The following is a 20,163-nucleotide window of genomic DNA, read 5'->3' on the forward strand; positions in this document are numbered from 1 at the left end:
TCGCTATATCACTCCAAAGTACGCCGACGGCGCCAGTTCGTTGATCGCCTGCGGCGTGACCACCGGCGGTTGAACCGAAAATGAACTCGGCCGCTTGTCGCCGATTAACGGCCCGATCGCCACGTCATGCTGGCCCGAAAGCCACACTCCGGCTAGCATCGGCGCCATGATCGACACCGCACAGCCTTCGGCAACCGCCCTCGATGCCATGCGCGACGCCGCCGGGCCGGGCGGCTGGACCGACGATGCGTCGATGATCGCCCCGCATCTCGAAGACTGGCGAGGCCGCCTGTACGGCGCCTCGTGCCTGATGTTGCGCCCGGCGGACACCGCCGCGGTGGCGCGGATCGTGCGCGCCGCTGCGCAGCACCGCGTCGCGCTGGTGCCGCAGGGCGGCAATACCGGCCTGGTCGGTGGCGGCATTCCCTCGGCGGATGGCAGCGCGGTCCTCATCGACCTGACGCGGATGAACCAGATACGCGCGGTCGATGCGGATGGCCTGACGATGACATTGGAGGCTGGGGTGATCCTGTCGGTGGCTCATGCCGCTGCCGCGGCTGCGGGTTGCGTGTTGCCGCTGTCGCTTGCCGCGAAGGATAGCGCAACCATCGGCGGGCTGATCTCGACGAATGCCGGCGGCGTCCAGGTGTTGCGGCACGGCACGATGCGGGCCCTGGTCCTCGGACTGGAAGCGGTTCTGCCGGATGGATCGGTGCTGGATCAGCTTGGCGGACTGGTCAAGGACAACAGCGGCTATGACGTCAAGCAACTGCTGATCGGCGCCGAGGGCACGCTGGGCATCGTCACTGCGGCGACCGTGCGCCTGGTGCCGCAGCCGGCGGAGGTCACGGTCGCGCTGGCGGGCGTGGCCGACCCTCATGCGGCACTTGCGGTGCTGGCACGGCTGCGCCGGGGCACCGCCAATGCCGTCGAGAGCTTCGAACTGATGCCGCGTGTCGGCATCGACCTGGCGATGCGGCACGTTCCCGGCAACCGCGATCCGCTGGCCGAGACGCATCCATGGTATGTCCTGATCGAGGCGCATGTCACCGCCGCGCAGCTGACCGAACTGCTGGCCGAGGCGGCGGGCGCGGGAGAGATCGCCGACGCGGCGATTTCGGCCAGCGAGGCGCAGGCGGCGGCGCTGTGGCGGCTGCGCGAAACCCTGCCGGAGGCCGAGCGGATCGATGGCTCGGCGCTCAAGCACGATATCTCGGTACCGGTGTCGCGGATGCCGGGGTTCATGCTCGACACCGCAGCGATCATCGAGGAGCGCTGGCCGGAGGCACGGGTGCTGGCGTTCGGACATCTCGGCGACGGGAATATCCATTTCAACGTTCGCATGCCGGTGATCGGCGGCGACGAATGGGTGGCGCGAAACGGCGCGGCGATCACCCGCTTCGTCAACGATCGCGTGATGGCCTCGGGCGGCTCGATCTCGGCCGAGCACGGCATCGGCACGATCAAGCGCGCGGAATTGCAGCGTCTTGGTGATCCGGGCAAGCTGGCGGCGATGCGGGTGATCAAGGCCGCACTCGATCCGCACGGCATCATGAACCCCGGCAAAGTGGTTTGAACAGCGGCTTGCGTCGCGCCGCTCGCCCCCGTAAATGCTCGACGTTCGCGGACCCCGGGGGGGTTCTTGGCCGCAACGTCAGTCGAAAGCTCGAATAACATGGCTACCACGCCCGCCAACGTATCCGCGTCCCAGCCGCAGCAATTGCCGCTTTTCTACAATTCGCTGGTGCCGCTGTCCTCCCAGTTCCATCCGACGCACGGCCTGAAGCCGCGTGAGGAGTTCAACTTCGCCAAGGTCACGCACGCCATCCCGGTGACCGTCGACGAGTTCGCGATCGCCCAGCGCTTCTATCCGATCGTCTTCGGCCTCGGCGACAATCCCGCCCCGCTGGCGCTGGTCGGCCTGACCGAGGGCCAGAACCTGTACATCGGCGAGGACGGCCTGTGGCAGTCCGGCGCCTATGTCCCGGCGTTCGTGCGCCGCTACCCGTTCATGCTGGCCCGCCTGCAGGAGAATAGCGAAGAGCTGTCGCTGTGCTTCGACGACAGCGCCAACCAGCTGAGCGCCGATGCGACCGACAAGCTGTTCGACGGCGCCGAGCCGACCGACACGACCAAGAGCGTGCTGGCCTTCTGCGAGCAGTTCGAGCAGGCGATCGCCCGGACCCGTGGCTTCATGGACGAGCTCGCCAAGCTCGACCTGCTTATCGACGGCGAAGTTACCATCCAGCAACCCAATATGCCCGAGCCGGCGATCTACCGCGGCTTCCGCATGGTCGCCGAGGAGAAGCTGCAGAACATCCGCGGCGACCAGGCTCGCAAGATGGTCCAGAACGGCATGATGGGGCTGATCTACGCCCATCTGTTCGGTCTTGCGCAGATCGGCAACCTGTTCGAGCGCCAGACCGCGCAGGCTGCCGAGCTCGCCGCCAAGTAGCACATCGTCACGGCGCTGCGGGACCGCTTCCGCAGCGCCGTGCACCGGGCTAGGGTCGTCTACGGTCTCGATCCAAAGCAGGTGCTCTCGCTCATGGCTTCCGTCCCGCACAGTCGTTACTCCCAGGTGGCAATCGTCTTCCACTGGGTCATCGCCGTCCTGCTGATCGCCAATCTGGTGGTCGGCCTGTGGGTGCTGGACCCGTTGCTCGACAGCCATGACCCCGCGACCAAGCAGCTCGGCTTCGTGGTTATCCAGCTCCACAAGTCGGTCGGGCTGACCGTGCTGGTGCTGGCGATCGCGCGGCTGGCGTGGCGCCTGATGAACCCGCCGCCGCCCTACCCGGATCACATGACCAGCGCCGAGGTCGTGCTCGCCAAGCTTTCGCACTGGGGCTTTTACGCGCTGATGCTGGGCCTGCCGCTGAGTGGCTGGGCGATGGCCTCGACCAGCAAGATCCAGTTCCCGATCCTGTATTTCGGCCTGTTCCAGGTGCCGATGCTGCCGCTGTCCAGGGCGTTGAACGACCTGTTCGGCCAGGCCCATGCCGTTCTTGGCTGGATCACGCTGGCGTTGATCGTCCTGCACGTCGCAGCCGCGCTCAAGCACCATTACATGGACCGCGACGACGTTCTCGTCAGGATGTCGCCGTGGCTGCGCCGGCGCGGAGGAAATCTCACATGAAGTACCTGGGCCTGATCCTGCTGCTTGCCGTCGCAGCGCCCGCGACTGCAGCCAAATGGACGGTCGACCCGGCGAAGAGCCAGATCGGGTTCTCAGCCAACTGGCTCGGGCGCGTCGTGCCCGGGTCCTTCCGCAAATGGACGGCGGCGATCGACTTCGACCCGGCTGCCCCTGACAAGGCTGCTGTCGGCGTGACTGTCGACCTCGCCTCGGCCGCGACCGGGGACCAGACGGTCGATACGACATTGCCGGGTAACGACTGGTTCGCGGTCGCCGCGGCAAGCACGGCCCGCTTTGCCACGCAAAAGATTGTCGCGCAGGGCCCCGGACGGTATTTGGCGACGGGAACGCTGACCATCCGCGGCAAGGCGGTCCCGGTCAGCCTGCCGTTCACCCTGGCGATCGCCGGCGACGTCGCGACGATGAACGGCCGAACACAGCTCGACCGGCGGGCGTGGAAGCTCGGCCTCGAGTCGGATCCGACGGCGGAATATGTCGAGTTTGCGGTCCCGCTGACCATTCATGTGGTCGCGCGCCGGGCACCATAGGGTCAAACCTTCGAGACTAGGTGCGGCGCAACATGTTTTTCACGCCCACCCCTTGTCGAGCCGCTTGCGTCGTCCTAATTCAAGCGGACCGGGCGTTCCCCCCTTTCGCCCGGTAACTCCCTGAACCCTGGCCGCTCCGCGTACGCGCGGGGCGGTCTTTTTCATTCCGCCGCGATTGCGTAGCCGGTCGAGCCCAGGCCAAGGTCGTTGCGCATCAGCGTTGCCGCCAGCGTTGTCATCGTCGCGGTCACCGCCTGGAAGCCGAGATGGCGCACCAGCCGGGCCGGATCCATGTACAGCGCTCGGTCCAGCTCGATCTGCACCGCATGGATGCCGTCGCGCGGCCGGCCGTGCCGGGCGGTGGTGTAGCCGCCTGCGTACGGGGCATTGCGTGCGACGCGCAGCCCTGCGGCGGTGAAGCAGCGCTCCAGCCAGTCGACCAGCGCCGGCGCCGCGCTGGTACCGTGCAGGTCGCCCAGCACGACCTGTGCCGCGCCACCGACCGCCGGGGCAGGGGAGGGCATCGAATGGCAGTCCAGCAGGATGGCATAGCCGTGGCGGTCGCGGGCGGCGCTCGTCAGCTGGTCGATGCGGTCGTGCCACGGCGCATGCACCTCGGCGATCCGCGCTTGGGCGTCGCCCAGCCTGAGGCGCGTCGGATAGATGTCGAGCCCTTGCGCTGCGACCCGCGGGACGACGCCGAGCCCGGCCCTGACGCGGTCGCTGCCCTGGCCGCCGTGCACCTCCATCGGCTCGATGAACATCGACGGGTCGAGCTCCTCCGCCGCGCGGTTGAGGTCGAGCCAGCTGCGACCGTAACGCGCCGCCAGCCGCGGCACGCCCAGCCCGACCGCGCCATCGAGCAGGATGTCGACGAAGGCATCCTCCGCCCGCCGCAGCTGGGCCAGGGTAAGGCGGGTGCTGGCGAGGAACTCGGCCGGATAGTCGCGGCCCGAGTGCGGCGAGGCGAGCACCAGCGGCCAGCGCCCGGGCGCGTCACCGCTCTCGGCGAACCCCGGCAGGGCAGTCAAACGATCCGGCAGCACCATCGACCCACCTTAGGCAGGCCCGGCGCGGACGACCAGTCCCCGCGACAGTGTTGCCCCACATGCGTTCGGAGCTTGCGCTGCGCCGCGCTATTCCCTAATGACCGCCACCGTGGACGCGTAGCTCAGTGGTAGAGCACTGTGTTGACATCGCAGGGGTCGCTGGTTCAATCCCAGCCGTGTCCACCATCTCCCCCCAATCGTACGACCGACGTCGCGCCGTCGCCAAGGCGCGCTGATGTTCGCCCCGGCGCGGCGGTTCTTGCCCGCTAGAAGCGGAAGCGGACGCCGGCGGAGTAGATGCTCTCCTCGTAGCGCACGAGCCGGGTGAACGACGGCGTCTCGCCGGTCGCAAAGACTGCCTGCTCCCTGATCCGCAGCGGCTTGGCCAGGATGTTGGTGATGTCGGCAGTCAATGTCACGTTCTTGAACAGGTCATAGCTCATCGACAGGTCGAGCCGCGAGATCGGCAGCACCGACTCGGTATAGAGGCGCCCGTCGTCCTGGCGGCGGATCGACGGGTATTTGCCGCGGAGATTGTACGACAGCCGGATCGACGCGCCGTCCTTCTCGTAGAAGCCGTTCAGATTGTAGGTCCACTTCGACACGCCGAGCAGTGGCTGCTGCGCCACCGCTGTGCCGCCGAAGACATCGGGCGAGCCGGTCTTGGCCTTGAGGTAGGTAATGTTCGCGCTGGTGCCGAAGCTGTTGAGCCAGGTCGGCAGGCCGGCGAAATCGAAGAAGCTGGTGACCTGCGCCTCGACGCCGTCGATGCGTCCCTTGCCCGAGTTGTAGGGCCGGTTGACGTTGAGCGGACCGAAGTCGGGATCGTTGACCGCGACCGTGTAGTTCTGGATGAAGCCCTTCAGGTCGCGCCGGAATGCCGCGACCGAGACCGAGCCGGCGCGCGAGAAGTAATATTCCAGCGAGACATCGTAGTTGCGCGACTTCAACGGATTGAGGTCGGGGTTGCCGCCATTGGCGTTGCGGACGCCGACGCCGGGCGGATCGATCGCCAGGCCGGGGTTATACTGGCCAAAGCTGGGGCGGGTGCGAGTCTCGGTCCCCGACAGGCGCAGTTGCAACTGGTCGGTGAAGCGCAGGCGGGCGCTGATGTTGGGCAGCCAGTCGGTGTACTTCTTGTCGACCGAGATCGGCTGGAAGACGTCGGCCGGGACCGGCAGCGGCCCGGCGCCGTCGGGATCGGGCTGGCGCAGGCGCAGGGTGCCATTGATGCCGAGCTTGGTCTGGACGACGCGGACGCCGATGACGCCGTCGAGGCGCAGGCCATCCTCCGACCCGAAGGCATAGCGCAGCTGGCCATAGCCGGCATAGGACCGCTCGTTGCCCGAGAAGCTGATCGACGGATCGGCGGCCGGGTCGCCGGGGGTGAAGCCGGACAGGGCGCGCAGCTGCTCGACGTTGCTGCGGAGGCTGCCGTAGGTCGGCGTCAGGAAGCTCTCGATCGTCGTCGGATCGCTGCCCGGGAAGCCGCTGGAGCCGGCATGCAGGTCGACCGGCACGGCACCCAGCGGGGTGCGGTTGTTCTGCAGGTCGGCATAGCGGCTGCCCTCGATGAACGCCGAGTTGCGGTCGACGTAGCGGCCGCCGACTTCCAGCTTGGGCAGCCAGTCGAGCCCGGTCTCGTACGACAGGTCGAGGCGCGCCTGCCAGTCGTCGCCCTTGGCGATCTGGCGGCGATCGAAAAAGCCGCGGAAGATGTAGGTGGCTGGATCGAAGACGTCGGGGCCGTTGACGAACGTGAAGTTCGGGCCACCCGGGCTGCCGCCGACATTGGTGTTGACGTTCACCGTCACAGGCGCGGCAAAGGCGGTGTCGAAGCTGTAGATCGAGTTGGTGAACTTGCTGCGGGTGCGCGCCACGTCGGCGGTGATCTTAAGCGGGCCGGCGTCATAGCTGCCGCCGACTGCGTATTGGAAGGTGTCGGTTTTCTGGCTGGTGGCGCCCTGAAAGCCTTCGGGACGCCGCGGGTTGACCGCGGTCAGGCTCTGCAGGGTGTTGGTGCCCGGCTGCAGGACGATGTTCTGGTACGACGCGGCATCGTACAGCGGGACCGACAGCTCATGGTCCTGAACCTGGTTGCGGAAGCCCTGCCACAGCCCCTCGGCATAGAGTTCGAGGCCGTCCGCCGGGCGCCATTGCAGCGCGCCGTTGATCGACGGGCGCCGGCGGTTGCCCTCGCCGTAGGTGAGCCGCTGGATGTCGGGGAACAGCACCTGGCTGTTGTTCGGCCCGATGCCCGGATTGGCGACGAAGTCGGTGTTGGAGCGGGTCGAGTCGAGGTACCGAAGCTGCTGGTAAGAGACATTCAACAGCGCGCCGACCTCGCCGATGCCGGTCTCCCAGCGGTCGGTGACGAGCAGATTGCCGTTCGGCGTGACCCTGTCGGCGCGCTTGGAATATTGCGCCCAGGCCGAGCCGCCGATCTCGAAGCCGTTGAAGTCGAAAGGCTTGCGACTACGGACGTTGACCTCGCCGGCAAGGCCGCCTTCGACAAGGTTGGCCGTCGTCGTCTTGAACACCTCGAGCGCCGCGATGGCGCCGGCGGGGAAGTCCTGCAGCGCTACCGACCGCGCCTCGGCGGTGAAGATCTCGCGGCCGTTGTAGGTGGTGGTGAAGTCGGGCAGGCCGCGGACGAGGACGCGGCTCGCCTCGCCGCCGCCGCGCTCGACCTGCACGCCGACGATGCGCGCCGCCGTGTCGGAGACGGTCCGGTCGGGCAACTTGCCGATATCCTCGGCAACCACCGAGTCGACGATGATGTCGGAATTGCGCTTGATTGTCTGGGCCGACTGCAGGCTGCGGCGCAGGCCGGTGACGACAATGGTGTCGCCGTCCTCGGCGGCTGCCGCGGCAACCGTCCCGGGTCGCACCGTGGAGTCGCCGGGCATTGTCGCACTGTCACCGGGCGTCGCGCCAGCGGCAGGCGTGGCTCCCGTCGTGGCTGGGGTCGGGGCGGCGGGTGCGCTCGTCGTCTGCGCCATCGCATCCTGTGCGAACATCGTCAGTGCCGCGGTCGAGCACAGCACCATGGCTTTGAATGGCATCGTCGAGCCTTCCCAGGAAGTTTTGCGAGCCCAAGCGTTTGGCTCTTGAACGGCGCTCTTAAGCGCCGTAGCGAGGCTGCCAAGCCAATTGTATGATTTAATAGAAGCGCTCTCGAAACGAACGAGAGGTGTTGCGTACGGGCCACTCCAACGCCCAAGATCGGCGCAACGAGCGTTTTAATGGGGAGACGATGATGCGATTTTCGGGAGTCCTGGCTGTGGCGGCAACGATCGGTGCGATGGGCAGCGTCCCGGCCTCGGGAACGCAGGCAGTGCGCTCGACCTTCGGGACGCTGAAGGACGGCACACCGGTTCCGGCGGTCAAGCTGACCAACAGCCACGGTGTCTCGGCGAACATCATCGCCTGGGGCGCGTCGCTTCAGTCGCTGATGCTGCCGGGCCGCGACGGCAAAGCCGCCGACATCGTCCTCGGCTATGCCGACATGACCGGCTATCTGACCCAGCCGGAGTTCTTCGGTGCGACCGTCGGGCGCTTCGCCAACCGCATCGCCCGGGGCAAGTTCAGCCTCGACGGCAAGGCCTACCAGACCCCGGTCAACGACGGCGTCAACTCGCTGCACGGCGGCACCACCGGCTTCGACAAGCGCGTCTGGACGATCGTCGACACCAAGTCGGGCCCGACCGCGTCGGTGACGCTGCGGCTGGTCAGCCAGGACGGCGACCAGGGTTATCCCGGCACGATCACCGTCGACGCGACCTATTCGCTCGACGAGAGCAACGCCCTGACCATCGACTACCGGGCCACCACCGACCGCCCGACGATCGTCAACCTGTCGAACCATGCCTATTGGAACCTGGCCGGCGAGGGTAGCGTCGGCGGCGCGATGGGCCATGTCGTGACCATCCCGGCCGAGCGCTTCACGCCGGTCGACGCGACGCTGATCCCGACCGGCGAACTGCGCCCGGTGGCGGGCACGGTGTTCGACTTCCGCACGCCGCGCGCTATCGGCGACCGCGTCCGCGACGGGCGCGATCCGCAGATGGTCTATGGCCGCGGCTACGATCATAACTGGGTGATCGGCAAGGCACCGACCAGCGACATCCACCTGATGGCCAAGGTCAGCGAGCCGGTGTCGGGGCGCGGCTTCAGCTTGTGGTCGAACCAGCCGGGACTGCAGTTCTACTCGGGCAACTTCCTCAACGGCACCGTCCTCGGCAAGTCGAAGCGGATCTACCGCGGCGGCGACGCCATCGTCATGGAGCCGCAGCTGTTCCCCGACACCGCTAACCAGCCCAAGTTCGGCTCCGGGCGGCTCGACCCCGGCCAGACCTATCACAACGTCATCGTCTACCGCCTGACCACCGGCCGCTGAGGATCCGATCATGCTCCGTCGAACGTTCCTTGCCGTCGCGCTGGCGGCAACGGCGCTGGCCACGTTGCCCGCCGACGCGCGCGCCCTGTGGACCAAGGCGGCGGCTGCCAGCTGGTCCGACAAGCAGCCGTGGCTGGTCGGTTCGAACTACAATCCGGCGACGGCGATCAACGAGTTCGAGATGTGGCAGGCAGACAGCTTCGACCCGGCGCAGATCGACAAGGAGCTCGGCTGGGCCCAGGCGATGGGCATGAACACGATGCGCGTCTACCTCCACAACATGCTGTGGGAGAACGACGCGGCCGGGTTCAAGCAGCGCCTCGACCAGTTCCTGACGATCGCGGCGAAGCACAAGATCCGCCCGGTATTCGTGCTGTTCGACAGTTGCTGGGACCCCAACCCCGTCTCCGGGCCGCAGCATCCGCCGATCCCGGGCGTCCACAACTCGGGCTGGATGCAGGCGCCGGGTGCGGCACGGCTGGCGGACCGCAGCCAGTACGGCAAGCTCGAGGCCTATGTGAAGGACATCGTCGGGACCTTCGCCAAGGACGAGCGGATCCTGGCCTGGGATGTCTGGAACGAGCCCAACAACGAGGGCGGTGGCAACTACAAGCCGACGCCGAACAAGAAGGCGCTGGTCGCCGGGCTGCTCGGGCAGGTGTTCGACTGGGCGCAGGGCGTCGACCCGGTCCAGCCGCTGACCAGTGGACTGTGGATCGGCGACGACTGGACCAGTCTCGACAAGCTGGATGCAGTCGAGCGCATCCAGGTGACGCGCTCCGACATCATCAGCTTCCACGATTACAACTGGCCCGAGAAGTTCCTGGCGCGGGCGACGCAGCTCAAGGTCTATGGCCGGCCGCTGCTGTGCACGGAATATATGGCGCGCGGCAACGGCTCGACCTTCGACACCGTGCTGCCGATCGGCAAGCGGCTGGGCATCGGTATGATCAACTGGGGCTTCGTCGACGGCAAGTCGCAGACCCGGATGCCGTGGGACAGCTGGAAAAAGCCCTACACCTATGACGAGCCGACGATCTGGTTTCACGAGGTCCTGCACACCGACGGCAAGCCTTATCGCCAGGCCGAGGTCGATCTGATCAAGCGGCTGAGCGCGGCGCCCAAGTTCGTCGTACCGGCGGCGCCCAATTGATCTGGCGACCGGTCGCGGCGGCCGCGCTGCTGGCGACCGTCGCGGCGACGCCATTGGCGCAGTCGGTGTTCGCCTCCGCCGATCCGGATGCGGAGGTCATCGACGGGCAGTATTGGGTGTTCCCGACCGGCGACCGCTCCGACCGGCTGGCTGCCTGGTCGTCGCCCGACCTGGCGAAATGGGCGAAGCGCGGCGTGCTGATCAAGGCGTCCGACATCGGCTGGATCGACGCCGACCATGCGCCGCGCCACTTCCTGTGGGCGCCCGACATGGTTCGCGACGGGGCTCGCTGGCTGCTCTATTACTCCGTCGGCCCGCAGAACCCGACGCCGAGCCGGCTGGGCGTCGCCGTGTGCGCCGCCCCACAAGGTCCGTGCATCGACAGCGGCATGCCGCTGCTGACCGGTGGCAATGGCTATGAAGCGATCGACCCCGCGGTGTTCGTCGATCCGAAGTCGGGCCTCCACTACCTTTACGCCGGCGGCAGCGCGGGGGCGAAGCTGCGCGCCTTCGTCCTCGGTCCCGGCGGCGAGACCATCGACCATGAAGTCGCCATCCCCCAGCCGGAGAACTTCACCGAAGGCGTCTTCATGCACGAGCGCAACGGCGTCTATTACCTGTCGTACAGCCACGGCTATTGGCGCTGCGCGAGCTATTCGGTGCACTATTCGACCGGTCCCTCGCCCGTCGGCCCCTGGACCTATCGCGGCGCGATCCTGACCAGCGACGCGCGCTACAAGGGGCCGGGCCACCACAGCTTCGTGCTCGATCCCGCGACCGGCAAGACGCTGGTCTTCTATCACCGCTGGGAAGGGCAGATCGGCGACGGCCCCTATGACGGCCAGCGCCGCATCGCCGTCGCGTCGGTGGAGTACGGCCCGGACGGCGCGATCCTGCCGATCAGGATGGCGGCGCGCTAGCCTCGCTCCGGTCGATCAGCACCAGCACTTCGCCGATCAGGTGGCGCATCGCGGCGCGTGCCGCCTCCGGGTCGCGCGCGACGATGCCGTCGCGAATGGCGGCATGGTCGCGGATGTTCGCCGAACGGCCCTTGGCCTGGTTGGTCAGCAGGATCGAGCTGCGTAGCGCCGTCGCCACGACGTCGCAGAACCGGACGTAGAACGGGTTGCCCGACGCCAGCAGGATGGCGACGTGAAAGGCGATATCGGCGTCCAGCGTGTCGCTGCCGCTACGCTCCGCCGCTGCCATGCGCTCCAGCGCGGCGGTGATCATCGCGATCTGCTCGTCGTCGCCATAGCGCGCCGCCAGCGCTGCCGCCTCCGGCTCGATGGCGATGCGCAACTGGTTGAACTCGCGCAACAGGCCGACGCTGAACTGACGCTCCAGCAGCCAGCGCAGCACATCGGTGTCGAACAGGTTCCACGCTGCCGCCGGCCGAACCGAGGTGCCCTTGCGCGCCCGCGCGGTGACCAGCCCCTTGGCCGTCAGCATCTTGACCGCCTCGCGCGTCACCGACCGGCTGACGCGGTGCTCGATCGCCAGTTCCGCCTCGGTCGGAAACGTCCGCCCGGCATAGCGCCCGGTGACGATGTCGCGGCCCAGCCGCTCTAGCATGCTGTGCGTCAGGTTGCGCCTGACCTGCGGCACGACGTCCTCAGCTTCCGTCTTCGCCACCAATTCCGCCCTCTAACCCGTTCGAACCACAGTTTTCCTCAAGCCGCGATGCTGGACAAGCAGTTTAAATCTTATAATTGAGAGACACGGCCGGGCGCGAAGATCCGGAAAACGCCATTATGGGGAAGCCGGCCATGACGCTGTCGCCGCTCGATCTGACCGTTGTCATCGTCTACGCCATCGGCATCTTCGGCCTGGCGCAATGGGTCTCGCGCGAGAAGCCGGGACACGTCCGCGACACGTCCGACTATTTCCTCGCCTCCAAGGCGCTGCCGTGGTGGGCGATCGGCGCGTCGCTGATCGCCGCCAACATCTCCGCCGAGCAGATCGTCGGCATGGCGGGCTCGGGCTATGCGATCGGCCTGGCGATCGCGTCGTACGAGTGGATGGCGGCGCTGACGCTGCTGATCGTCGGCAAGTTCTTCCTGCCGATCTTCCTGCGCAACGAGATCTACACGATGCCGCAGTTCCTTGAGCAGCGCTACGGCCCGTCGATCCGGACCCTGATGGCAGTGTTCTGGCTGGGGCTGTACGTCTTCGTCAACCTGACCTCGATCATCTGGCTCGGCTCGATCGCGGTCAACCAGGTCGCCGGCATCGACCAGGATCATGCGTTGATCGGGCTCGGCCTGTTCGCCTTGCTGTACCAGATCCGCGGCGGCCTGAAGGCGGTGGCGCTGACCGACATCGTGCAGGTGACGCTGCTGGTGCTGGGTGGTGCGATGGTGTCGTACCTGACCCTGTCGCAGATCGGCGACGGCAGCGTCCTGGCGGGATTTGCCGAACTGACCCGCCGCGCCCCCGACAAGTTCCAGATGATCCTGAGCCCCGACAACAAGTTCTACAGCGACCTGCCCGGCATCTCGGTGCTGGTCGGCGGCATGTGGATCGCCAACCTCAGCTATTGGGGCTTCAACCAGTACATCATCCAGCGCGCCCTCGCCGCGAAGAACCTCAAGGAAGCCCAGAAGGGCATCGTCTTCGCCGCCTATCTGAAGCTGCTGATGCCGGTGATCATCGTGCTGCCGGGCATCGCCGCCGTCGTGCTGGCGCCCGACCTGAGCAAGCCCGACCAGGCCTATCCGACGATGATGAAGCTGTTGCCGCCCGGCATCCTGGGGCTGGTCTTCGCCGCGCTGGTCGCCGCGATCATCGCCTCGACCGCCAGCAAGATCAACTCGATCGCGACGATCTTCACCCTCGACCTGTACGCCAAGGGCAAGCACCAGGCGACCGCCGCCGAGGACGGCACCGGCAGCGCACCCGGCGAGCGCAAGCTGGTGCTGGTCGGGCGCATCACCGCCGCCGTCGCCATCGTGCTGGCGATGATAACCGCCCGCCCGCTGCTCGGCAAGTCGGACCAGGCGTTCCAGTACATCCAGGAATACACCGGTTTCTTCACCCCCGGCATCGTCGTGATCTTCGTGCTCGGCTTGTTCTGGAAGCGGGCGACCGAGGCCGGTGCGCTGACCGCCGCGATCGCCTCCTTCGTGCTGTCGCTGGCCCTGAAATACGCCTGGCCGGCGCTGCCGTTCATGAACCGCATGCTGGTGGTCTTCGTCGCGGCGCTGGTGCTGGCGGCGATCGTCTCGCTCGCCCGCCCGCAGGCCGCCGCGGCTAATCGCATCCAGACCCGCGACGTCGACTATGGCACGACCTTCAGCTTCAACGCCGCGTCGATCGGCGTCGTCGCCATCCTCATCGCACTCTACGCGACGTGGTGGTGAGCCGGGGCTGAGCTCAGCTTTTCGCCGGCTCCTGCCAGCCGCCGCCCAAGGCGCGGAACAGGTCGATCTGGGTGGTGACGACTCGGGCGTCCGAAGCCGCCAGTGCCGCCTCGATGTCGGCGAAGTTGCGCTCCGCATCGATCAGGCTGAGCGAGTCGACCCGGCCCTCGCGCAACTGGGCGCGGACGATGCGGACGGCGGTCTCACCCTCGGCGCGGGCGTCGAACAGTGCCTGGCGCCGCTCCTGTTCACGACTGTACGCCGATAGCGCGATCTCGGTCTCCTTGAGGGCGCGCAGGACGGTGGCGTCGAAAGTCGCCAGCGCAGCCGCACTCCCGGCCCGGGCGCCGGCGATCCGCGCGCGTGCCGCTTCCTGGTTGGGGAAGTTCCACGACAACAGCCCGCCGGTGAACCAGCGCAGCACACTACCGCCGAGAACATTGCCGAAGCCGCCACCCGACGAGCCGACCGAGCCGCCCAGCGAGATGCTCGGGTAAAGCTCCGCCGTCGCGACCCCGATGCGTGCCGTCTCGGCTGCCAGCCGCCGTTCGGCCTCGCGCACGTCGGGGCGGCGGGCAAGCAGCAGGCGACCGTCGCCGACCGGTACCGGCCGATCGAGGTGGAGCACGCCCGACTGCGCCGAAATCTCGGTAGGCAGGTCGCGCGGCGTCCGGCCGGTCAGTTCGGCAAGGGTGTACAAGGCCGCTTCGCGCTGGGCCAGCAGCGGCGGCACCGTGGCACGGACCTGGTCGCGCAGCGCCGCCGAACGGGCGGTGTCGAGGCGCGTGGCGACCCCGGCGTCGTAGCGCTTCGCCGTCAGCCTGACGCTCTGGTCGACCAGTGTCACGATGCGCTGCGCGACGCGGATGCGCTCGGCCAGCGAGCCGAGGTCGGCGTATGCGCGGGCAGTCTCGGCGACGACCGCGACCCGGACGACGTCGCGCTGGGCATCGGCAGCGGCGGCGTCACCGCGTGCCGCCTCGATGCTGCGCGAGACCCGGCCGAACAGGTCGACCTCGTACGACACCGAGAAGCCGACGTTGGCGATGTCGCTCTGCCGGTCGATCCCGGCGCCGGTCTGGGCGGTCGACAGTCGCTGATAGCCGCCGGTCGCGTCGATCGTGCCTTGAGGCAGGCGGTCGGAGCGGGCACCGCGCAGGGCGGCGCGGGCGCGTTCAACATTGGCGGTCGCGACGGCGATGTCGCGGTTGGCGACCAGTGCGTCGGCGATCAGTCCGTCGAGCACCGGATCCTGGTACAGCCGCCACCATTGGCCATCGGCCTCGGCGGTGGCGCTGACCAGCGGCGTGGTGCTGCCGATGAACGGCGGTGCGGTGCTGGCGAGCATCTGCGGATGGACATAGTCGGGGCCGGTGGTGCAGGCGGCCAGCGCCAGCATCGACGTCATGGCGAGAGTGCGGAACATCGTCGTCGTCCTCATTTGACTGGACTTCATTCGGCTGGCTGCAGGGCGATCGCCTGCGTCGGCCGCTCGCGGCGCCGCAGCCCGGACAGGGCGCGGCAGGCGACATAGAAGGTCGGGGTGAACAACAGGCCGAAGGCGGTGACGCCGATCATCCCGAAGAACACCGCGGTTCCCAATGCCTGGCGCAGCTCGGCGCCGGCACCGCTCGCCAGCACCAGCGGCAGCGCGCCGAGGATGAAGGCGAACGAGGTCATCAGGATCGGGCGCAGCCGGTCGCGGGCCGCACGGACTGCCGCCTCGACCGGGCTGAGGCCGTCGACCTCCTCAGCCTGGCGGGCGAACTCGACGATCAGGATGGCGTTCTTGGCGGCCAGCGCGATCAGCACGACCAGCCCGATCTGGGTCAGGACATTATTGTCCATGCCCCGCAGGTTGACGCCGATCATCGCCGCCAGCAGGCACATCGGCACGATCAGGATGATCGCCAGCGGCATGGTCAGCGACTCGTACTGCGCCGCCAGCACCAGGAAGACGACCAGCACTGCGATGCCGAAGACGATCCCGGCAGTCGAGCCGGCGGCCTTTTGCTGGAGCGCGATGCCGGTCCATTCGGTGCTGTAGCCCGCCGGCAGCGTCTCCGCGGCAAGCGTCTCCATCGCCGCCAGCGACTGGCCGGAGGAGAAGCCGGGAGCGGTGTCGCCGTCGACCTCGACCGCCGGGAACAGATTGTAGCGGGTGACGCGGTACGGGCCGGTCTTGTCGTGGAAGTTGGCCACGGCACCGAGCGGCACCATCGCGCCGGAGGTCGAGCGGGTCTTGAGGTTGGCGATGTCGGCGACGGTGTTGCGGAACGGCGCATCGGCTTGCGCCGTGACGCGGTAGGTGCGGCCGAGCAGGTTGAAGTCGTTGACGAAGGCCGAGCCGAGATAGACCTGCAACGCTTCGAAGACGCGGCCCGGGGGAACGCCGAGCAGGTCGGCCTTGGCGCGGTTGATGTCGGCGAAGACGCTCGGGGTGCCGGTGTCGAAGAAGCTGTAGACCTGGGCCAGGCCCTTAGTCGCATTGGCCTTGCCGATCAGCCCGAACGAGACCTTGCCGAGTGCGGCATAGCCCTGGCCGCCGTGGTCCTCGACCATGACGCGGTAGCCGCCGGCGGAGCCGATGCCCTGGATCAGCGGCGGCGGCACGACCAGCAGGCGCGCCTCGTCGATGTCGGCGATCTTGGCCTGTGCCTCGGCCATGATGCTCTGCAGGGTGACGCCGAGCTTGGCGCGCTCCTCGAACGACTTCAGCGGGATGTATGCAGCGGCGGAGTTGGGGGCGCTGGTCTGCGAGGGACCGTCGAAGCCGGCCAGCATGACCGAGCCGAGGACGCCCTTGAGCGGGATGATCCGCGCCGCGACCTTGCGCAGGACCGCATCGGTGCGCTCCAGCGAGGCACCCGGCGGCAGCTGGACGATGGTCAGGAAGTAACCCTGGTCCTGCGCCGGGATGAAGCCGGTCGGGGTGGCGGCGAAGATCGCCGCGGTCAGCGCGATCAGCGCGGCATAGGCGGTGAACATCGACTTGGGCCGCTGCACCAGGAAGCGGGTCAGCCCGGCATAGCCATGGCTCATCCGGTCGAAGCCGCGATTGAACGCCGCGCCGGCATTATGGCCGATGCGCCGCCAGCCGTGCAGCTGGACGCCCTCGCCGTGCTTGGCGCGCAGCAGCATCGCGGCGAGGGCAGGGGACAGGGTCAGCGACAGCAGCAGCGAAATCACCGTGGCGGTGGTGATGGTGACCGCGAACTGGCGGTAGAACTCGCCGGAGATGCCGGTCAGGAACACCGTCGGCACGAACACTCCGCACAGCACCAGCACGATGGCGACCAGCGCCACCGCGACCTCGTCCATCGAGGTGCGGGCGGCCTCCAGCGGGGTCAGGCCGCGCTCGAGGTTGCGCTCGACATTCTCGACCACGACGATCGCGTCGTCGACGACGATGCCGATGGCCAGCACCAGGCCGAACAGCGACAGGTTGTTGAGCGAGTAGCCAAGCGCCGACAGCATCGCGAAGCTGCCGATCAGCGACACCGGGATCGCGATGATCGGGATGACCGCGGCGCGCCAGCTCTGCAGGAAGATCAGGATGACCAGCACGACCAGGATGATCGCCTCGACCAGCGTGTGCTTCACCGCGTCGATCGACTGGCTGATGAATGCCGTCGGGTTATAGATGACCTTGTATTCCAGACCCTTGGGGAAGCGCTTGGACATCGCCGTCAGCTCGGCGTTGATGCCGTCGGCGGCGGCCAGCGCGTTCGAGCCGGGGCGCTGGAAGACCGCGATGATCAGCGACTCCTGGCCGCTGAGATAGGTGTTGGTGCCGTAGTCCTGCGCGCCGAGCTCGACGCGGGCGACGTCGGAGACGCGGGTCTGGCGACCGCTGGCGTCGGTGCGGATGACGACGTCGGCGAACTGCTTCGGATCGGTCAGGCGGCCCTGTGTCTCGACGTTGAGCTGGAAGGCATTGCCCCGGGCATAGGGTGGCTGGCCCAGCGTACCGGCGGACACCTGGACGTTCTGGGCGCGCAGGGCGGCAACGATCTCGCCGGCGGTGAGGTCGAGTGCGGCGGCCTTGCCGGGGTTGATCCACACCCGCATGCCATAGTCGCGCGCCCCGAACAGCCGGACGTCACCGACGCCGTCGACGCGCGCCAGCCGGTCGCGGACCTGGGTCAGCGCATAGTTGGAGACGTAGCTGCGATCGAGCGACTTGTCGGGCGAGATCAGGTTGATGACCATCAGGAAGTCGGGCGAGGTCTTTTGCGTGACGATGCCGAGACGGCGGACATCCTCGGGCAGGCGCGGCTCGGCGATGGCGACGCGGTTCTGCACCAGCACCTGCGCGGCATCGAGGTCGGTGCCGATCTTGAAGGTCACCGTGATCACCAGCCGGCCGTCGCCGGTCGACTGCGACGACTGGTACAGCATGTTGTCGACGCCGTTGATCTCCTGCTCGATCGGCGCGGCGACGGTGTCGGCGACGACCTCGGCAGTGGCTCCCGGATAGGTCGCGCTGACGGTGACCGTCGGCGGCACGATGTCGGGATATTGCGAGATCGGCAGCCGGAAATAGGCGGCCAGCCCGACGATGACGATGGCGATGGCCAGCACCGCGGCAAAGATCGGCCGGGTGATGAAGAACCGGGAAAAGCGCATGTTTTTCGTCCTGAAACGATGATGTCGGGCCGAGTTCGGCCGCCTGTCATCCCGGCTCGCGCCGGGATGACAGTCCGCAAGTCTGGTAGTTGAGGGCTTTATCGCGCCGCGAAGGTCGCCTGCGCCGCGATCGGAGCAGCGGCGTCGCTGACCGCCGGCGGCTCGGTCGCGGCGATGGCGGCGACGGTGGTATCGCGCGGCGTGACGCTGCCGCCGGGGGTGGCGTTCTGCAGCCCCTGGACGACGACGCGGTCGCTCGCGGTCAAGCCGCTGCGGACGATGCGCAGTCCGTCGATGACCGGGCCGAGCACCACGGTGCGGGTCGCCACGACGTTATTCGGGCCGACGACCTGCACGACCTTGCGCGCCTGGTCGGTGCCGATGGCGCTGTCGGGGACCAGCAGCGCCGTGCGCGTCGCGCCGCTCGCCAGGCGCATGTTGCCGAACATGCCCGGCGTCAGGAAATAGCCCGGGTTGGCGACGATGGCGCGGCCGCGGATGGTGCCCGCGCCGGGATCGAGGCGGTTGTCGCTGAAGTCGATGCGGCCCTTCCAGCGGTAGCCGGTCTCGTCCTGCAGCTGGATCTCGACACGGTCCTTGGTCGCATCGCCGTCGCGCCGCGCCTTGAGGTACAGCGCCTCCGACCCGTCGAAGCTGAAATAGATCGGGTCGAGCGCATAGACCGTGGTCAGCAGCGTCGCGCTGGCCGCCTCGCCGCCCGCCACCAAGTTGCCGACGTCGGCACGGCGGTCGGAGACGCGGCCGGTGATCGGCGCGCGAACTTCGGTGAACTCGACGTCGAGCGCCCGCGCCGTGACCTGGGCGCGAGCCGCCCCGACCGCGGCCTCGGCAGCGCGGAGATTGGCGCGCAGCGTGTCGATCTCCTCCGCCGAGACCGCCTCGTCGGCGATCAGGCGGGTCGAGCGGGCCAGTGCGCTCTTCGCCAGCAGGACCGACGAGGCGGCGCTCGCTTCACGGGCTCGAGCCTCGGCCAGCGCCGCGGCAAACGGGCGCGGATCGATGCGGAACAGCAACTGCCCCTGCTTCACGATCTCGCCGTCCTTGAAGAAGATGCCGGTCAGCGCGCCCGAGACGCGGGGCCGGATGTCGACCGCCTTGCTGGGGGCGAAGCGGCCGATGTAGTCGTCCCACTCGTCGACCTGGCGGAGCAGCGGCACGGCGACGCTGACCGCGGGCGGCGGCGGTGCGGCCTGCGCCGGTGCGCCATTGCCGCCGAACTTGGCAACCCCGACCGCAAGCAGGGCCGCTGCGCCGAGGACCAGCGCGATCGCGGTCTGGCGGTGCTGGCGCTTGGTCGCGCGGATGGCGGTGACGAAGTCGGAATGCCCGATCATGTTCATGCGAGACGTCCCCAATTGACGGGCTTGGCCGCACCCGCGCCGAATTCGACGCTGCGGATCAAGGTGGCGAGCTGGGCACGGCTGAACCCGGCGTTGTGGAAGGCAGCGACCGCGTCGCCCGGCAGGCGGCGGCCCCAGCGGCGGGCGGCGAGCGCGGTGTAGCGCAGCGTCTCCAGCCTGGGATTGGCGAGGCTGGGGTCGCGCGGCGCCCCGAGCAGCATGCGCAGCAGCTTCTCGACCGCGCCGACCCGCCCGATGCTGCGCGGCGAATCGCTCTGCGCCAGACTGACGACGGTCCATTCGAGCGACGAGAAGCCGACGACTTCGGCCTGCACCGGTGCCGGTGCGCTGATCACCGCAGGGGTGCCGCAGCAGCTGCCTTCGTTCAATTCCAGAAAGGCCATGTTAACTTTCCCCGCTTTAAGATGATGTGTAATGTGACTGACCGGTACGTGATTGACGTTACGTACCGTTCGGTTACATTGTGGTCAAGTCGTCGTTTAGGAAACGCGGCATCAGGCAA

General features: G+C 67.8%; 16 protein-coding genes and 1 tRNA gene. 9 read left to right on the plus strand and 8 right to left on the minus strand.

From position 1 onward, the window contains the following. Positions 1-3: 3 nt before the first annotated feature. Positions 4-177: a hypothetical protein gene (locus ACOFKW_RS08740; RefSeq protein ID WP_419813766.1), complete on the minus strand. Its 174-nt coding sequence runs from the start codon at positions 175-177 to the stop codon at positions 4-6. Here ACOFKW_RS08740 and ACOFKW_RS08745 point away from each other — a divergent pair. The 4 genes from ACOFKW_RS08745 (at position 167) to ACOFKW_RS08760 (ending at position 3,687) form a co-directional block, all read left to right on the plus strand. After that, positions 167-1,576 (plus strand): FAD-binding oxidoreductase, encoded by a 1,410-nt coding sequence (locus ACOFKW_RS08745; protein WP_419813767.1) that lies wholly within the window; start codon positions 167-169, stop codon positions 1,574-1,576. The genes ACOFKW_RS08740 and ACOFKW_RS08745 overlap by 11 nt on opposite strands. A gap of 99 nt (positions 1,577-1,675) precedes the next feature. Then, positions 1,676-2,455 carry a SapC family protein gene (locus ACOFKW_RS08750; protein ID WP_419813768.1) on the plus strand — a complete coding sequence of 260 codons (780 nt, stop codon included), beginning with the start codon at positions 1,676-1,678 and terminating at the stop codon, positions 2,453-2,455. 126 nt (positions 2,456-2,581) lie between these two features. Then, the gene (locus ACOFKW_RS08755; RefSeq protein ID WP_419813769.1) at positions 2,582-3,139 is read left to right on the plus strand and encodes a cytochrome b; all 558 of its coding nucleotides are present in this window, start codon (positions 2,582-2,584) and stop codon (positions 3,137-3,139) included. After that, positions 3,136-3,687 (plus strand): YceI family protein, encoded by a 552-nt coding sequence (locus ACOFKW_RS08760; protein WP_419813770.1) that lies wholly within the window; start codon positions 3,136-3,138, stop codon positions 3,685-3,687. Before ACOFKW_RS08755 ends, ACOFKW_RS08760 begins: the two co-directional genes overlap by 4 nt. 161 nt (positions 3,688-3,848) lie before the next feature. Here ACOFKW_RS08760 and ACOFKW_RS08765 read toward each other — a convergent pair whose 3' ends face one another. Next, positions 3,849-4,736 carry an N-formylglutamate amidohydrolase gene (locus ACOFKW_RS08765; RefSeq protein ID WP_419813771.1) on the minus strand — a complete coding sequence of 296 codons (888 nt, stop codon included), beginning with the start codon at positions 4,734-4,736 and terminating at the stop codon, positions 3,849-3,851. A 111-nt stretch (positions 4,737-4,847) separates the two neighbouring features. Between ACOFKW_RS08765 and ACOFKW_RS08770 the strand changes: the two genes are divergently transcribed. Further along, a tRNA-Val gene (locus ACOFKW_RS08770) sits at positions 4,848-4,922 on the plus strand. 80 nt (positions 4,923-5,002) lie between these two features. Here ACOFKW_RS08770 and ACOFKW_RS08775 read toward each other — a convergent pair. Further along, entirely contained in the window at positions 5,003-7,801 is a 2,799-nt protein-coding gene (locus ACOFKW_RS08775; protein ID WP_419813772.1) for a TonB-dependent receptor, read from the minus strand. Positions 7,802-8,040: 239 nt separating this feature from the next. Between ACOFKW_RS08775 and ACOFKW_RS08780 the strand changes: the two genes are divergently transcribed. From ACOFKW_RS08780 to ACOFKW_RS08790, 3 genes are read left to right on the plus strand one after another with little or no spacing between them, the layout of a single operon-like run. Further along, positions 8,041-9,135, plus strand: a complete 1,095-nt coding sequence (locus ACOFKW_RS08780) for an aldose epimerase family protein (RefSeq protein WP_419816916.1) — start codon at positions 8,041-8,043, stop codon at positions 9,133-9,135. A gap of 10 nt (positions 9,136-9,145) precedes the next feature. Then, positions 9,146-10,288 carry a 1,4-beta-xylanase gene (locus ACOFKW_RS08785; RefSeq protein WP_419813773.1) on the plus strand — a complete coding sequence of 381 codons (1,143 nt, stop codon included), beginning with the start codon at positions 9,146-9,148 and terminating at the stop codon, positions 10,286-10,288. Further along, positions 10,285-11,208 (plus strand): family 43 glycosylhydrolase, encoded by a 924-nt coding sequence (locus tag ACOFKW_RS08790; RefSeq protein WP_419813774.1) that lies wholly within the window; start codon positions 10,285-10,287, stop codon positions 11,206-11,208. Before ACOFKW_RS08785 ends, ACOFKW_RS08790 begins: the two co-directional genes overlap by 4 nt. Here the strand turns inward: ACOFKW_RS08790 and ACOFKW_RS08795 are convergent. Next, entirely contained in the window at positions 11,189-11,863 is a 675-nt protein-coding gene (locus tag ACOFKW_RS08795) for a FadR/GntR family transcriptional regulator (RefSeq protein WP_419816917.1), read from the minus strand. The two genes, ACOFKW_RS08790 and ACOFKW_RS08795, sit on opposite strands and share 20 nt — an antisense overlap. A gap of 194 nt (positions 11,864-12,057) precedes the next feature. On the opposite strand from ACOFKW_RS08795, the gene ACOFKW_RS08800 reads away from it, so the two are divergent. Beyond that, positions 12,058-13,650: a sodium/sugar symporter gene (locus tag ACOFKW_RS08800; RefSeq protein WP_419813775.1), complete on the plus strand. Its 1,593-nt coding sequence runs from the start codon at positions 12,058-12,060 to the stop codon at positions 13,648-13,650. A 13-nt stretch (positions 13,651-13,663) separates the two neighbouring features. Here the strand turns inward: ACOFKW_RS08800 and ACOFKW_RS08805 are convergent, their stop codons facing one another. The 4 genes from ACOFKW_RS08805 to ACOFKW_RS08820 form a co-directional block, all read right to left on the minus strand. After that, positions 13,664-15,076 (minus strand): efflux transporter outer membrane subunit, encoded by a 1,413-nt coding sequence (locus ACOFKW_RS08805; RefSeq protein ID WP_419813776.1) that lies wholly within the window; start codon positions 15,074-15,076, stop codon positions 13,664-13,666. Positions 15,077-15,102: 26 nt separating this feature from the next. Next, the gene (locus tag ACOFKW_RS08810; protein ID WP_419813777.1) at positions 15,103-18,279 is read right to left on the minus strand and encodes an efflux RND transporter permease subunit; all 3,177 of its coding nucleotides are present in this window, start codon (positions 18,277-18,279) and stop codon (positions 15,103-15,105) included. Positions 18,280-18,377: 98 nt separating this feature from the next. Beyond that, positions 18,378-19,640, minus strand: coding sequence for an efflux RND transporter periplasmic adaptor subunit (locus tag ACOFKW_RS08815; RefSeq protein ID WP_419813778.1), 1,263 nt, complete (start codon positions 19,638-19,640; stop codon positions 18,378-18,380). After that, positions 19,637-20,044, minus strand: coding sequence for a hypothetical protein (locus ACOFKW_RS08820; RefSeq protein ID WP_419813779.1), 408 nt, complete (start codon positions 20,042-20,044; stop codon positions 19,637-19,639). Before ACOFKW_RS08820 ends, ACOFKW_RS08815 begins: the two co-directional genes overlap by 4 nt. Positions 20,045-20,163: the final 119 nt, after the last annotated feature.

The organism is Glacieibacterium sp. (assembly GCF_965200405.1).
In the GTDB taxonomy this organism is placed as follows: domain Bacteria; phylum Pseudomonadota; class Alphaproteobacteria; order Sphingomonadales; family Sphingomonadaceae; genus Glacieibacterium.

What these genes read in the sequence shown, in the direction of transcription:
- ACOFKW_RS08745 (WP_419813767.1), top strand. Translation starts at nt 167, where the DNA reads ATGATCGACACCGCACAGCCTTCGGCAACCGCCCTCGATGCCATGCGC.
- ACOFKW_RS08750 (WP_419813768.1), top strand. Translation starts at nt 1,676, where the DNA reads ATGGCTACCACGCCCGCCAACGTATCCGCGTCCCAGCCGCAGCAATTG.
- ACOFKW_RS08760 (WP_419813770.1), top strand. Translation starts at nt 3,136, where the DNA reads ATGAAGTACCTGGGCCTGATCCTGCTGCTTGCCGTCGCAGCGCCCGCG.
- ACOFKW_RS08765 (WP_419813771.1), bottom strand. Translation starts at nt 4,736, where the DNA reads ATGGTGCTGCCGGATCGTTTGACTGCCCTGCCGGGGTTCGCCGAGAGC.
- ACOFKW_RS08775 (WP_419813772.1), bottom strand. Translation starts at nt 7,801, where the DNA reads ATGCCATTCAAAGCCATGGTGCTGTGCTCGACCGCGGCACTGACGATG.
- ACOFKW_RS08780 (WP_419816916.1), top strand. Translation starts at nt 8,041, where the DNA reads ATGGGCAGCGTCCCGGCCTCGGGAACGCAGGCAGTGCGCTCGACCTTC.
- ACOFKW_RS08785 (WP_419813773.1), top strand. Translation starts at nt 9,146, where the DNA reads ATGCTCCGTCGAACGTTCCTTGCCGTCGCGCTGGCGGCAACGGCGCTG.
- ACOFKW_RS08795 (WP_419816917.1), bottom strand. Translation starts at nt 11,863, where the DNA reads ATGCTAGAGCGGCTGGGCCGCGACATCGTCACCGGGCGCTATGCCGGG.
- ACOFKW_RS08800 (WP_419813775.1), top strand. Translation starts at nt 12,058, where the DNA reads ATGACGCTGTCGCCGCTCGATCTGACCGTTGTCATCGTCTACGCCATC.
- ACOFKW_RS08805 (WP_419813776.1), bottom strand. Translation starts at nt 15,076, where the DNA reads ATGTTCCGCACTCTCGCCATGACGTCGATGCTGGCGCTGGCCGCCTGC.
- ACOFKW_RS08810 (WP_419813777.1), bottom strand. Translation starts at nt 18,279, where the DNA reads ATGCGCTTTTCCCGGTTCTTCATCACCCGGCCGATCTTTGCCGCGGTG.
- ACOFKW_RS08815 (WP_419813778.1), bottom strand. Translation starts at nt 19,640, where the DNA reads ATGAACATGATCGGGCATTCCGACTTCGTCACCGCCATCCGCGCGACC.
- ACOFKW_RS08820 (WP_419813779.1), bottom strand. Translation starts at nt 20,044, where the DNA reads ATGGCCTTTCTGGAATTGAACGAAGGCAGCTGCTGCGGCACCCCTGCG.